The organism is Microcoleus sp. ARI1-B5 (assembly GCF_036705795.1).
Lineage (GTDB): Bacteria > Cyanobacteriota > Cyanobacteriia > Cyanobacteriales > Microcoleaceae > Microcoleus.
Window position 1 is genome coordinate 74,961 of sequence record NZ_JAUBVK010000013.1, and the last position, 13,772, is coordinate 88,732.

Below are 13,772 nucleotides of genomic sequence, written 5' to 3' on the forward strand. Positions count from 1 at the left end.
CCTAACCCCCCTCCCGGGGGGAGTAGGGGGCAACCGGAAGCACTCAAAGTGGGTCTTCTTAAGGGGGATGCGAGGGGGATATCCGGGCAATAAACAGTGTTAACCCAACGGTATTTATCGATAATTGAGAAGCGGTTTGCTGATGCACCATACAAGTTTTGTTTTAAAGAAAATGCCGGAGCATAAAAAACTGTATCAGCAGGCTCTGGCAACTACCCGCAACCGAAAATTAATAAACTATGACCAATTTCAAGATGAAAATAGCGATCGTCAATGACACGCTGATTGCTGCTGAAGCTTTGCGCCGAGTTTTGGTGACAGTACCGGAGTATGAAATTGCTTGGATAGCTGGCGACGGGGCCGAGGCTGTGTCCAAGTGCGCCCGCAATACCCCGGATTTGATTTTGATGGATTTGATCATGCCGGTGATGGATGGCGTTGAGGCGACGCGCCTGATTATGAAGCAATCTCCCTGCGCGATTCTGTTGGTGACATCTTCGGTAACAGGTAATGCCAGCAGGGTTTTTGAAGCTATGGGATATGGAGCTTTGGATGCTATTAATACGCCGATTTTGGGGTTGATGGGCAATTCCCAAAGCGGCGGGTTGGAATTGTTAAAAACTATTTCTAAAGTCGCTAGATTGATTGGTAAAAGTAACTCGACTTCTATATTTCAGAGCGCAACTCCTAAATGCCTGACTCCGCCGCTGTTGGCTATCGGCTCTTCGACTGGCGGGCCGCAAGCTTTGGCAACTCTGCTGTCGGCTTTACCTGCCAATTTATCGGCGGCTGTGGCGATCGTCCAACACGTAGATGCTGAGTTTGCTCCGGGTTTGGCAGAATGGCTGAGTCAGAAAACTAAGTTGCCGGTGAGTGTGGCAGTTGCCGATCGACCTTTGGAAGTCGGTAAGGTGGTCATTGCGGCTACTAACGACCACTTAGTATTACAGTCGAACTTAACACTTAAGTACACGAAGCAACCTTTAGACTATCCTTACCGCCCTTCTGTAGACACTTTTTTTCACAGCGTGGCCCAATACTGGCCGGGCAAAGGGGTGGCAGTGCTGTTAACCGGCATGGGCAAAGACGGCGCCAAAGGACTCAAAGTTTTGCGATCGGCCGGCTGGCACACGATCGCCCAAGACCGCGCCAGTTCAGTAGTTTACGGGATGCCGAAAGCGGCGGCCCAGTTGAATGCGGCGGTGCAGGTTTTGCCGGTGGAGGCGATCGCCCCAGCCTGCCTCAAATATTTAGTGTAGAAATTATTAGAGATGTTTGGGCCATATAGCTTAAGCTCTTGAGCACAATGGCCGATGACGGGTGAGACCATCGTTGACGATCATCTATCTATGGGGGGATGTTTTGGGAGTTTGTCATCGTGCTTGTATCTTGCAGGAGTCCGTAGTTTCGCGGACTTCTGCGCTGCGGGGACTCGGTAAGTACACGCAGCGCGCAAGCCCGCTGACCCAAAAATTAGCTCGCAGCGCTGGCAATCAATGTCAAGCGTGCTAGGCTGTGTAAAGATTTTACAAAAATCAGCCGATAAGATTTTACCGACCTGGTATTATCACTTGGTAAAGGTACTTAAATAACACCTGTTTCCCAAAAGAATGCAACTTTAGGGAAAATCCAAACCCTTATGCAGTCAGTCATTCCTCATCCCCAATCGAAAATCGAAAATCGAAAATCGTATAACACCGGGTCGCTATTGACAATTAGAAAATATTCAAGTAAAAGTTTTGATCCTCTCCAGACAATGGCCGTTGCCAGATCCAGTTATGAACTTAGCTCACTCTCAGGCTATTGAATTCGATCGCAGTTGTGCAGTAAATCAACGAGAAAGCCAAAAATTCAACGGCAACGTGGTAACGTTGAAGTTTGAGGATAGGGGAAACAATGCAAAAAACCCAGTTACAGCCAAAGATAGCGCCATTGTCAGCAACGTCAACTTGGAGAGAGGCAGCCACTCTATTGACTTAAAATTACCCTTAAATTCAGAAATCGAAAAATCATCCAGCTTGACCGAATACACTGTGAGAGTTTTACTCGTTGACGATCAGGAAATGATCGGCGAAGCGGTGCGCCGAATGCTCGCTAGTGAAAAAGATATTAAATTTTATTACTGTAACGATCCAGCTCGAGCAATTCATAAAGCATTAGAGGTGAAGCCAACAGTAATCCTCCAAGATTTAGTAATGCCAGAAATAGATGGATTGCAGTTGTTGCGCTTTTTTCGAGCGAATTCGCTGACGCGAGACATTCCGATGATCGTGCTCTCCAGTAAAGAAGAAGCGGAACTCAAAGCGCAAGCATTTTCCTTGGGTGCTAACGACTATTTGGTGAAATTGCCCAATCCCGTCGAACTCATAGCTAGAATCCGCTATCACTCCAAAGCTTATATGCACCTGCTGGAAAGGAATCTCGCCTATCAAACCATGCAGGATTATTTAGAAAAATTAGAGATAGAACAAAAAAAATCCCAGGAGTTGCTGCTAAATATATTGCCAGAGGCGATCGCCGAAAGATTAAAAAAAGAACAAGGCGTAATCGCCGACGAATTTGCAGCAGTTAGTGTCATGTTTGCCGACATTGTTGGCTTCACCCAGTTGTCAGCATCAATATCGCCCAAAGACTTAGTACATTTGCTCAACGATATATTTTCCAAGTTCGACGAACTTGCCGAAAAGCACGGTTTAGAAAAAATTAAGACAATTGGGGACTCTTATATGGTAGTAGCCGGACTGCCAAATCCGAGAGAAGATCACGGAGATGCGATCGCGGAAATGGCCCTAGATATGCAAGAAGCCATCACCACATACAGAGAAAAGCTCGGCATCAGTCTCAGCATCCGCATCGGCATTCATTCCGGGCCAGTCGTAGCTGGAATCATCGGCACTAAAAAGTTTATTTACGATTTGTGGGGAGATACGGTAAATACCGCTTCCCGCATGGAATCTCACGGTATCCCGGACGGAATTCAGATTACGGAAGCAACTTATTTGCTCATAGAAGACAAGTATGAGTTTGAAAAACGCGGTTTAATTAGTGTTAAAGGTAAGGGACAAATGGCAGCTTATTTATTGAAAGGAAGATTGGAAATTGATTTTTAATGGGGAATGGGTAATGGGTAATGGGGAATGGGTAATTGGTAATTGGTAATTGGTAATTGGTAATGGGGAATGGGTAATTGGTAATTGGTAATTATTGATTAAGGGGTGTGAGATATGAGTAGACCAGATTTTGAAAATTTGGATGTTTACAAGTTGGCTGAAAAATTGGCAAATGAGGTTTGGTTTATCGTCAAAGAATGGGACTTTTTTACAAAAGATACTATGGGGAAGCAACTTGTACGCGCCGCCGATAGCGTTTGTGCTAATATTGCAGAAGGACGTGGTAGATATAATTATCAAGACAATCGGCGTTTTGTCAAGATTGCCAGAGGTTCTTTGTATGAAACAATCAGCTTTTTGAGACTAGCATATGCCAGAAAATTAGTGGGAAGTGAACAGGTAAAAAGATTCCCACCAATAATTGATGAATTGTCGCCCAAGCTGAATGCTTATCTACAGTCTATAGGTAACAATCAAGAAAAATAACTGATTAATAATCAGAGTATATATAGCAATTATCAAGTGAGTGAGGTACAGTATTGGTAATTGGTAATTGGTAATGGCTAATTGGCAATAAAAATGGCGACTACATCACGAAAGTTTAGAACCGCTATAGAACACAAAAAAACACAAATTCCCAATTACCCATTACCCAATACCTCTCGGTAAAGCACAATTTGGCAGGATTTAATCTCTTGAAAGATGTGTAAAATCCTTAGCAATTGTTAAGCAAACTTCCTTAACCGAGAAGTATTGACCCATTACCGATTACCAATTACGGATTACCAATTACCAATTACCAATTACCCATTACCCATTATTAAATCTAACTCTTATCTTTCGAGATAATATTGTTCTGCTTCCGACCAATTCAGTTTAAGCAACCAATCATCTCCAACTAGAAACTTGACACTCGGCTTAATTGCTTTCACGCCTAAAGCGCAAATAATCTGGGCTGCTACAGCTTTCGCCAATAGCGGCGGTACAGAATTTCCGACTTGGCGGAAACCGTGCCATTTTGTGACGTGAAATCTAAACCAGTCAGGATAGGAATGCAGCCGCGCAGCTTCTCTGACTGTAATGCACCGAGGCGCGATCGGGTGAATCGGTCTCGGCGAAGTATAAGCGCCCCTCGCCCTGTCGGTTCCAGCCCTGAGAGTGTTGCAAACTCCGTCGGGGTGCAGCTTGTAAAAACGGCTGATCGGCTCTTTTTGACCGTAGGCGGCGGCTGCAAACCTTTCCATACATTCGGGAGAATGTTTTGTGCGCAGGCTAGAAGAGAGGATTTGTCGATCGTACTGGCGATCGTAAGAATAATCATCATCCAAATTATCGATGCCGCGCATTATACTCGCGTAATCATTGCTGCAATCTCCGTACTCCGCCATTACCCAATCTCGGTGCAGCAACTCGCTGTACTTTTCCACTTCCGGCAAATCTCCAATCGCATCCCAAACTGTCGGGACAGCAGGTAAATTAACTTTTTTATAGCGTTTAGGAAGTTTCTTTTTCGGCAGGAAAGTAGTTGGCTGAGGGTATTTTGGCAGCTCGTACTCTTTTTTGCACCCAATCAGAAACAACCGTTTGCGAGCTTGCGGCACTCCGTAATGAGCGGCGTTGAGAACTTGATAGTTTTCTTCTACTTGATAGCCTGCTTCCAGAAAAGAGTTAATTAAAATATTCAGGAGTTCTTTGTGTGGGCCAGCCACAATTCCCGGCACATTTTCCATGACAAAAAACTTGGGTTTTAACTCTAAAACCAAGCGCTGAAAGTGAAAAATTAAAGAATTTCGCGGGTCGTCCACATCGCGCTTTCCCATCAGCGAAAATCCTTGACAGGGCGAGCCGCTGATTACTACGTCTATCTCGCGCCGCCCGATCGCAGATTTTTTCCTAATTTCCGATCCCGTCAGCTCTGCGACATCTTGGCACAAAACAGAACAGTGCGGGAAATTAAACTGGTGTGTGGCGCAGTGAATTGGGTCAATTTCAACTGAGGCAAGTACATCAAAACCTGCTTGTTCAAAGCCCAGCGTCATGCCGCCCGCGCCTGCAAATAAATCAACAGCGATCGGTCGCTTTTTCCGATAGCTTAGCATAACATTTCAATACTAAAATTGGTTTAATTTGCTGTATTTAATTTAACATTTTTCATTATTTCGGCAGCCGCCCGATCGCACACACCGACATCTCCGAGACTTTCGCGCATTTCCCGATAGCCCGTCAAAGTTTGCTGGCGCCGATCGGCATTTTGCAGCAATTCCAGGGCGTGGAAAACTATATTTTCCGCAGTAGCCTCGTCTTGCAGCAACTCCGGGACGATCGGCTTCATTTCCACCAAATTAGGCGGAGAGATAAAAGGAATCGACAATTTCAGCAGGTGGCGAGCAATCATCGCCGTAATGCGACTGACGCGGTAGGCGACAACTTGCGGAACCTCTAGCAAAGCTAATTCCAAATTAACAGTACCAGATTTGGCGATCGCAAAGTCGGCAGCCGCCAAGATTTCCAGATTGTGATTTTCCAACAAAGTAGCCCGCAAACCGTAATTTTGAATAGCCTGTTCAACTTTGCTGCGAAAAGCTGCTTGAGAAACCGGAATCCAGAAATGAACCTCCGGCAATTTAGCTTGAATAATTCGAGCAGCCTCAAATATCACCGGCATCAGGTACTTGAGTTCTTGCTTTCTAGAAGCCGGAATTAGAGCGACTGACACCTGTTCCGGCTCAATTCCCAAAGTTTTGCGGGCAACTTCCCGGCTAGGTGCAGATTGCATTCTATCCACTAAAGGATGACCAACCCAACTCACTTGAGCTCCTTTTTTTTGATAATAACGAGCTTCTTCGGGGAAAATCGCCAAAATGCGATCGGCAATACTGACAATCAGATCGGTATTGCGAGGAGAAATCGAGCAAACCCATTCTTGAGGTGCGATGTACCAAACCACAGGTAAATCCGGCAAACAGCGGCGAATGTAGCTACCAATACCGAGATTGGGAGTCAAATAATCAATCAATACAACCGCATCGGGACGGAACTTTTTTAGATATTGTTTAGCTTTTTGCTGAACTTGGATCGTCGGCCAAATATACGGCACTGATTCTATAATGCCCATAGAACCAATACCCACAGTATCGCCTAAAATAGTAGCACCAGCTTGTGCCATACGATGGCCGCCCAATGCTGTTATTTCTAACTCCAAACCAGCGGCGACAGCATGACGTTTTAAGGCAGCAATTAACAAAGCCCCTTGCAAATCGCCCGAAACCTCACCAGTGCTGATAAAAATTTTCATATTCTGACTTTAAACGGGTGAGATTTGTTCTAGCAATTGTGTCACAGCATCATATTGATCTGGCATATTAGCACAGCGCAGCAGTAATTCTAAATCGAGGTCAGGGAGAAATGTACTCCGGGAAATTTGCTCGTAATTTTCATTGCTCAAGCAGTAGATAGATAACTGGTTATTTTGCCAAAACCAAACTTCCCGAACGCCCAATCTTTTGTAAAATTCTAGAGTGTCTGTGCCGCCGCTGGTAATTACCACTTCAATCGCAATATCTGGGACTGTTTTCTGGGTTCCTATGTCATAGGAATCATCCGGCTCTTTTCTACCTCCCAACTCTCTGTTACCCAGAGTCGGCCCGCCCTTGCCATAAAATCGAATCCCGCTTGCTCTCATATAGGCCTCTAGCAGCATACAGAGAGTTTTTTTGATGATTTCGTGTTCCGGCGAGACAGTCATAAGTTGCAGGATGCGATCGAGATAGAAAAATTTGACACCGCCGATATCTTTAAACGCTGATTCTATCGCTTCAAATTGCTCCCAGCTAACATCTGAGAACCTGATGCAGCCATCTGGTTCTGTTTGAGGCGATGTATTATATTTGACTGAAGTATAGACATTCATAGCGCAACAGTCGCTTAGTTAATAGCTTTAATTCTACGTCATATCCAATTTGGCTTTAATACCCCTTAATTCTTGAGTCGGCGTCCGGCGGACATGGTTTGTATAGTAGCGGTTTCAACCGCCGACTTTGATTTCTTGAGTCGGCGTGCGGCGGACATGGTTTGTATAGTAGCGGTTTCAACCGCCGACTTTTATCTAACCCAAATCTAGAATCATTCACTTTTTGCCAGGAATCAAACCGCGCCGCCCTTTGGTTACAGACTTCTGCACAAATCTGTGCAGGTGCTGCAAGTGGTGATTTTCCGGCAACAAATCCAACTGTTCCAAAGCTTGATTGAGAGTGTAGCCAGAATGGTATAAAATCCGAAAAGTTTTCTTTAAAACTAGCAAATCTTCTGGGGTTAAACCTGCGCGTTCGAGGCCTATTTTGTTGAGAGATCGCACTCTCGAAGGATTCCCCTCGACTAGCATATAAGGAGGCACGTCTCGATCGATCCTGCTCAAGCCACCTATCATAGACAAGCGGCCGATGTGGACAAACTGGTGCACGCCCAAAACCCCGCTCAGTCTGGCTTGGGACTCGATTTTGACGTGTCCGGCTAGGGCTACGGCGTTGGCGATGATTACTCGATCGGCAATATCGCAATTGTGACCCACATGAACGTAAGCCATCAACATATTATTATTGCCGATCGTCGTGCTTTCTCCCGCTCCAGTAGCGCGGTTGATTGTCACGTATTCCCGAATCACATTGTTGTCGCCAATTGTTACCCTAGTGGGAGAACCTTCATATTTCAAATCTTGAGGTTCCAAACCAATCGCCGCACCGGGGAAAATTTGATTCCGAGCGCCTATTTCTGTTAGCCCGTCGATAATTGCATGAGCGCCAATCTTAGTCTCCGGCCCGATTTTCACTCTTTCCCCAATTACAGCATAAGCGCCCACTTCTACAGTCGGGTGCACTTCGGCGCGGGGATGAATCACAGCAGTTGGGTGAATCAAAGTAAGCATTTGTCAGTTTTTCAGTAGAAGGAAGTTCGGCAACGGATTCTGTAACGGATGTAACGGATGTAACGGATGTAACGGATGGAAGGAAGAAGGAAGTCGGAAGAAGGAAGAAGACCTACGCAGCAATCTTTTTAGCGACCAGGATTTTACGTTGTTTAATTAGGTGGATTTAATTAGCTGGTAATTTGTAATTGATAATTGATAATTGATAATTTGCTTCGCCCAACCGTTATTAGTTGTGAGCTATCACCTATTACCAATCCCCCCTTCTCCATTCCTCATTACCAAATTTAATCTACCATCGAAAACATCAATTCTCCTTCACAAGCTTTTTGTCCGTCCACTTCGGCTAAAGCCTGCATTTTTGCGAAGCGCCGGCGTTTTACCCATTGCAATTCTACAGTCATCAGCAACCGATCGCCCGGTACAACCTGACGGCGGAACTTGACTTTATCAATTCCGGCAAACATCCACAATCCTTTCTCGATGTCCGGCAACTGAGCGAGAACAATACCGCCAACTTGAGCCATCGCTTCAACAATTAATACTCCAGGCATAATCGGCCTTCCGGGAAAATGCCCTTGAAAATGCGGTTCGTTGAAACTCACATTTTTAATTCCTACAGCCCTCTCGGACGGCACGTAATCAACAATCTTGTCAACCAGTGCAAAAGGATAGCGGTGAGGCAATAATTTCTGAATTTCTTCGAGAGTAAAAGTAGATTTAACCGCTGGAGAATCGGCGCCGTTTTCGGTGGGAACGGATTCAGAATTAGCAGTATTGATCGTGTTAATTTCTGTCAGCGTGGACATTGCTTGAAGACTTTTGAGTGTGGTAGAAACGCGACGGCTCGCGTTTTGGGTTGTGAATTGTAACTGTAAACTATAACTGTAAATTGGCTAGAACCTTTTATTCCTAACTTGGCTGTAGCACGGCCGGGGGTTGGGAGTTCAGGGCTTTGGCGAGTTGGACGTGGAGGTTGTGACTGGCTTTGTAAGCCAAGTAGTGAGCTTTTGGCCAAGTTCCCAGCAGACTGAGGTCGCCTGCTAAGTCTAAGATTTTATGGCGCACCGGTTCGTTGGCAAATCTCAAGGGCGGGTTGAGCCAGCCGGATCGATCGCAAACAAGGGCGTTATCTAGGGTACCACCTTTGATCAAACCTGCTTGCCGCAATTGTTCAACTTGGCGGGCCAGTCCAAAAGTGCGGGCTGGGGCGATCGCGGTCGCAAAACTTTCTGTCTCTGGCGACCAACTGTACCATTGATTGCCGATCGCCTGTTCCTCAAAATCAATTCCGTAACTAAACCGAGTTTCCGCTGACGGTAGGGCTGCGACAAAAGCATCCCCGTGACGCACCCAAATTGGCTCAGTCAGGACGAATGAGGGACTTGAATCTTCCTTGCATTCTTGAGGAATTAGGCCGGTATGGGCGATCGCCTCTACCCAAAAGAGAGCCGAACCGTCCAGCAGCGGCACTTCCGGCCCATCAACCTCAATTCGAGCATTATCCGCTCCCATCCCCGCCAAAGCGCCTAATAAATGCTCTACAGTGCGAATTTGAACACCTGCCGCACCTGCCAGTTCAGTAGAAAGTGCAGTCTGACAAACCGCCTCAATTTTTGCCGGAATTATCGGAGCACCGGGCAAGTCTATTCTGACAAAATAGCGGCCTTCTCCAACCGCAGCGGGCAAGACTCGGACGCGAGTTTGTTCGCCGCTGTGCAAACCGATTCCTGACAGTTCAAATTCAGATTTTAAGGTACTTTGAGTCATGGAAGAAGGAACAGTTGACAGTTGACAGTTGACAGTTGACAGTTGACAGTTGACAGCATACAGGTTGACAGTTGACAGCTTGCCGGCTCGCAAGGGAGAAGGGTTGACACTTGACCGAAGGAAGAAGGAAGAAAGAAGAAGGAAGAAGGAACAGTTGACAGTCAACTGTCAACTGTCATTAGAATCGCTCGCCAATCCCAAAGTGAATTTGATTGTCGCCGCTGTCGTTGATACCGTAATCGATGCGGATCGGGCCTAAAGGTGATTGAATCCGCACGCCTAGGCCGTAACCGTAACCGCTACCGGGCTTTCTGCGGACACCGGCTGGGTCGCCCGGGACATCTTTGCCCGTGCCCAAGTCGCTGCCGGCATCCAAAAATAGCGCTCCGCCGATAAACGAAATAATCGGGAAACGGTACTCCACGCTGCCTTCTAGGAAGCTGCGGCCGGCTCCGAGGTCGCCTTCGTTGTATCCGCGCACCGAGTTGGCGCCGCCCAAGGCAAAGGCTTCGTAGGGAGGCAAATCTCCGAATACGGTGCCGGCTTTCAAACTAAATGCCAGGGTTTGGGGGCCTGGGGTAAAGTTTGTGTACTTGACTGGTAGGTAAAAGCTGTAGCTGGCGCGCAGGCGGTTGAGCAGGATGCTGCCGGAACCTACAGGAATCGATTGTTCCATCCCAAATCTGAGCAGGGAACCGCTGGTGGGGCGGAGGGGATCGTTGCGCCGATCGCGCACTGCACCTGCTTGGATTGTTGTCAAGTCGTCGCTGCCGGAATTGCTAAAACTTAACTGGTTGCCGAGTTCGTCTTCGGCTTCGCGCCGGCCTTTGCGATCGGTAATTGAGACTCGCTGGTACTGCAAACCGAGTGAAGCTGTCCACTCAGAATCTGCAAAAGGATCGCGCGACAGGGGACGGGTAAAATTGATGCCACCGCCGGTGCGGACGATGCGGGGTCGATCGTCATTTGGCAATCTGACTTCCCGCTCGCCGCCGTCAAAAATCACGCTGATCGATCGTCTTCTAAAAACATTAGCCGTGAAAGAAGTCCGGTAAGGATCGCCCGCAATCCAGGGATCGGTAAAACTCAAGTCAAACAGGGTTTGGCGTTCCCCGATTTGTACTTCAGCCCCCAATTTTTGGTTTCTACCGTTCAAGTTTTGCTGCTGGTAACTCACCGTACCGAACAAACCCGTCGCGGAACTCAAACCCGCACCCGCAGCCAGAGAACCGGTATTTTTCTCAATGACGTTGACTATTACCCTTGCCTTGCGGGGGTCAGTCGCTCCCGGTTCCAAGGCAAGCCGCACGTCTTCAAAAATCCCCAAACCAAACACCCGCCTCAAATCCCTTTCCGCCTTGGTGCGGTTAAAGATGTCTCCGGGCTTGAGTTGTACTTCGCGGGTAATGATATAGCGGCGGGTGTTGCCTCCGATCGGCTGACCGGTCGCATCCGTGGGTTCTCCTTCCTTATTGAGGAAGCGGACATCAACGGATTCGATCTGGCCTTCTGCCACTTGCAGGGTGACTGTGCCGTCGTCTGCTACTTGCGGCGCATCAGTGATTTGGCCCAAAACATAGCCGTTCTCTTGATACCACGCATTAATTTTTTTCACTCCCTCCTCAAAGCGGCGGAGGTTGAGAATTTTGCCGTACTGATCGCGGAAGCTGTCGTCAATTACGCTTTGGGGCAGCACTTGCTGGCCGGTGATTCTGACTCCCCGCAGCACCGGATTTGCCTGCACGATAAAAGTCACCCGGACGCCTAACGGGGTGTCTTCCGGTACTGCCCGCACGTTTCTGAAAAAGCCCGTGGCAAAAATGGCGTTGATGTCTTGTTGCAGTTGGCTGCGGTTGGTCGTGCGCCCCGGTTGGGTGCTGATGACTCGGTAAATCTCGCTTGCTAGGTCTCCCGTTGCCCCGGTGACGGTAACTTCTGCAACTAGCACTTGCGGTTCTGCTGCCCCGGCTGGTGCGGGGGTTTGTCTGGGCTGCGGTGTTCCTGGGCCCGAGGGCAATGTCGGAAGGGTGGGGGCCGGCGGTCTGGTCGGGGCCTGTCTGGTCGGGGCCGGTCTGGTCGGGGCCTGTCTGGGGGGAATTTGGGCGTTTTGGACGATCGCCCCTGATTCGTCCTGGGCCTGTGTCGGGGTAATTTGGGCGTTTTGAGCGATCGCCCCTGATTCGTCCTGTTTCCGAGGCTCTACCGCAACCCAGGCGGGCGAAACTGCGGTCTCCGAGGGGGGGAGTTCGCTGGCCTGTTGCGCCTCTGGCAGGGCGTTTTGGCTGCTAGAGGCGACGGTATTGGATGCAATCTCGGGTTTGAGTTGCACCTGGGCGGGCGACACCGGGGTTGCCGGGTCTGTGACTCGGTTTGGGGGTTCGCGATCGTCTTCTCCTCTGCCCGGGACCCCAGCTATTTTTAGGGCTTCGGCTTTGCTGCTTTTGGCGGCTTTGGGGGTTTGAGGAGGATTTTGGGTTAATTCTGGAACGGGGCGATCGGGTAATTCGATCGACGGGGCGGAAGGAACGGCGGCCAAAGCTTCCTCTGTTGATTGAGAGTAGGATGTTTGACCGCTTGCCGAATTTGATAATCCGAATGTTGCTGAGACAGTAAAAACTGCCACCAATACAGCAGATAAGCGCATTTTTGTTCACTCTTTTGGGCAATCCACACACACCACATTATTCGTCATTCGTCATTCGTCATTAGCCATTAGTGATTGAGTCGGTTGAATTTCGCGCCGATCCCAAAAACGGATACCGCGCCACGTACACTCATGAGGGTCGAGTCAAACATTTTAGACGAAGGTCCAAGCTCCCAGATTCCTGACGGCGAGTAAATCTAAAATCTAAAATCTAAAATCGACTGACCGTTAATTGATGACTGTTGACGGCTGATTGCTGACATTGAAGGCAGAAGGGTTGCAAACTGTGCAATTGTAGCGCATTTCCAGCCTCTATACTTTCTGAGCTAGAACCCGCTGGAGAACTTTTTGGTAAGCGGTTTCTACCGAGCCCATGTCGCGGCGGAATCTGTCTTTGTCCATCACGCGGGCGTCGGGGTCAGTTTCTGCGTTGTCCCAGAGGCGGCAAGTGTCGGGGCTGATTTCGTCGGCGAGAATCAGATTTTGATGTTGGTCGATCCCGAATTCTAGTTTGAAGTCTACTAGGGTGATACCGCACTGGGTGAAAAATTCTTTGAGTATTTCGTTAATTTCGCGGGCGGCGATTTCTAGTTGGTCTACTTGTTCGGGGGTGGCTAGCTGCATCAACAGCAGTCGGCCTTTTGTCAGCAGCGGGTCTCCCAAATCGTCGTTTTTGTAATAAAATTCCACCAGCGGCGGATTGACAATTGTGCCGAGGGCGAGTCCGGTTTGTTTGCAAAGACTGCCGGCGGCAATGTTTCTGACGACGACTTCTAAGGGCAAGATTTGGACGCGGCAGACTCGCATTTGGTTGGGGGCTGGCGTGTCGATGAAGTGGGTGGGAATGCCTTTGGCTTCTAGCATCCGAAACAGGTGGGCGGATACGGCATTGTTGATTTCGCCTTTGCCGGCGATGCTGCCGCGTTTCTGGGCGTTAAAGGCTGTGGCGTCGTCTTTGAAGTGGGTCAGCAAAATTTCGCTGTCTTCGGTGGAGTAGAGGATTTTGGCTTTGCCTTCGTAGAGTTTGCGATCGGCTGACATGGCAATTAATAATGTAGATGAGTTTTAGATTTTACTGTAGCTCGATCGGGCATTATACCATTTTTGATTTTTGATTTTTGAGTGAATAATTGGAAATGACTGATTCTGTATGGGTTTCGAGCTTCTAAGCCAGTTGCAGTCTTTTTTTGAACAGGTGTTATTTGCCAGTTATGGGCGATCGAGCTGCCACTCATGCCCCGCTTGCGACTACGCCTCCAGATATATACTGCGATCGGCAAGGGCATAAATGATTCTTTACAAAGCACAATAGAGATTAGACCTGCTG

Annotated in this window: 11 protein-coding genes; 3 read left to right on the forward strand and 8 right to left on the reverse strand. The window is 48.1% G+C overall.

From position 1 onward, the window contains the following. Positions 1 to 239: 239 nt before the first annotated feature. The 3 genes from QUB63_RS19415 (at position 240) to QUB63_RS19425 (ending at position 3,596) form a co-directional block, all read left to right on the forward strand. Positions 240 to 1,259 carry a chemotaxis response regulator protein-glutamate methylesterase gene (locus QUB63_RS19415; protein ID WP_332946906.1) on the forward strand — a complete coding sequence of 340 codons (1,020 nt, stop codon included), beginning with the start codon at positions 240 to 242 and terminating at the stop codon, positions 1,257 to 1,259. 519 nt (positions 1,260 to 1,778) lie between these two features. After that, positions 1,779 to 3,110, forward strand: coding sequence for an adenylate/guanylate cyclase domain-containing protein (locus QUB63_RS19420; RefSeq protein WP_332946907.1), 1,332 nt, complete (start codon positions 1,779 to 1,781; stop codon positions 3,108 to 3,110). 114 nt (positions 3,111 to 3,224) lie between these two features. Beyond that, complete coding sequence (locus tag QUB63_RS19425) at positions 3,225 to 3,596, forward strand: four helix bundle protein (RefSeq protein WP_332946908.1); 372 nt, start codon at positions 3,225 to 3,227, stop codon at positions 3,594 to 3,596. A gap of 347 nt (positions 3,597 to 3,943) precedes the next feature. Here QUB63_RS19425 and QUB63_RS19430 read toward each other — a convergent pair whose 3' ends face one another. The 8 genes from QUB63_RS19430 to purC form a co-directional block, all read right to left on the reverse strand. Then, complete coding sequence (locus QUB63_RS19430; protein ID WP_332946909.1) at positions 3,944 to 5,209, reverse strand: DNA cytosine methyltransferase; 1,266 nt, start codon at positions 5,207 to 5,209, stop codon at positions 3,944 to 3,946. A 23-nt stretch (positions 5,210 to 5,232) separates the two neighbouring features. Further along, the gene (gene lpxB, locus QUB63_RS19435) at positions 5,233 to 6,405 is read right to left on the reverse strand and encodes a lipid-A-disaccharide synthase (protein ID WP_332946910.1); all 1,173 of its coding nucleotides are present in this window, start codon (positions 6,403 to 6,405) and stop codon (positions 5,233 to 5,235) included. Positions 6,406 to 6,414: 9 nt separating this feature from the next. After that, on the reverse strand, positions 6,415 to 7,020 hold the full coding sequence (locus QUB63_RS19440; RefSeq protein WP_332946911.1) for a Uma2 family endonuclease: 606 nt from the start codon (positions 7,018 to 7,020) through the stop codon (positions 6,415 to 6,417). 216 nt (positions 7,021 to 7,236) lie between these two features. After that, positions 7,237 to 8,031 carry an acyl-ACP--UDP-N-acetylglucosamine O-acyltransferase gene (gene lpxA / locus QUB63_RS19445; RefSeq protein ID WP_332946912.1) on the reverse strand — a complete coding sequence of 265 codons (795 nt, stop codon included), beginning with the start codon at positions 8,029 to 8,031 and terminating at the stop codon, positions 7,237 to 7,239. Between the two features lie 287 nt (positions 8,032 to 8,318). After that, a complete protein-coding gene (fabZ, locus tag QUB63_RS19450; protein WP_332946913.1) occupies positions 8,319 to 8,840 on the reverse strand; it encodes a 3-hydroxyacyl-ACP dehydratase FabZ in 522 nt (173 codons plus the stop codon). 103 nt (positions 8,841 to 8,943) lie between these two features. After that, on the reverse strand, positions 8,944 to 9,801 hold the full coding sequence (lpxC, locus tag QUB63_RS19455; RefSeq protein ID WP_332946914.1) for a UDP-3-O-acyl-N-acetylglucosamine deacetylase: 858 nt from the start codon (positions 9,799 to 9,801) through the stop codon (positions 8,944 to 8,946). 178 nt (positions 9,802 to 9,979) lie between these two features. Next, a complete protein-coding gene (locus QUB63_RS19460) occupies positions 9,980 to 12,445 on the reverse strand; it encodes a BamA/TamA family outer membrane protein (RefSeq protein ID WP_332946915.1) in 2,466 nt (821 codons plus the stop codon). Between the two features lie 312 nt (positions 12,446 to 12,757). Continuing rightward, positions 12,758 to 13,486, reverse strand: coding sequence for a phosphoribosylaminoimidazolesuccinocarboxamide synthase (gene purC / locus QUB63_RS19465; protein WP_332946916.1), 729 nt, complete (start codon positions 13,484 to 13,486; stop codon positions 12,758 to 12,760). Between the last annotated feature and the right edge of the window lie 286 nt (positions 13,487 to 13,772).

Bases quoted from the DNA above. Each gene is read 5' to 3' on its own strand.
- QUB63_RS19425 (WP_332946908.1), top strand. From the start codon at position 3,225: ATGAGTAGACCAGATTTTGAAAATTTGGATGTTTACAAGTTGGCTGAA.
- lpxB (WP_332946910.1), bottom strand. From the start codon at position 6,405: ATGAAAATTTTTATCAGCACTGGTGAGGTTTCGGGCGATTTGCAAGGG.
- QUB63_RS19430 (WP_332946909.1), bottom strand. From the start codon at position 5,209: ATGCTAAGCTATCGGAAAAAGCGACCGATCGCTGTTGATTTATTTGCA.
- QUB63_RS19415 (WP_332946906.1), top strand. From the start codon at position 240: ATGACCAATTTCAAGATGAAAATAGCGATCGTCAATGACACGCTGATT.
- purC (WP_332946916.1), bottom strand. From the start codon at position 13,486: ATGTCAGCCGATCGCAAACTCTACGAAGGCAAAGCCAAAATCCTCTAC.
- fabZ (WP_332946913.1), bottom strand. From the start codon at position 8,840: ATGTCCACGCTGACAGAAATTAACACGATCAATACTGCTAATTCTGAA.
- lpxA (WP_332946912.1), bottom strand. From the start codon at position 8,031: ATGCTTACTTTGATTCACCCAACTGCTGTGATTCATCCCCGCGCCGAA.
- QUB63_RS19460 (WP_332946915.1), bottom strand. From the start codon at position 12,445: ATGCGCTTATCTGCTGTATTGGTGGCAGTTTTTACTGTCTCAGCAACA.
- QUB63_RS19420 (WP_332946907.1), top strand. From the start codon at position 1,779: ATGAACTTAGCTCACTCTCAGGCTATTGAATTCGATCGCAGTTGTGCA.
- lpxC (WP_332946914.1), bottom strand. From the start codon at position 9,801: ATGACTCAAAGTACCTTAAAATCTGAATTTGAACTGTCAGGAATCGGT.
- QUB63_RS19440 (WP_332946911.1), bottom strand. From the start codon at position 7,020: ATGAATGTCTATACTTCAGTCAAATATAATACATCGCCTCAAACAGAA.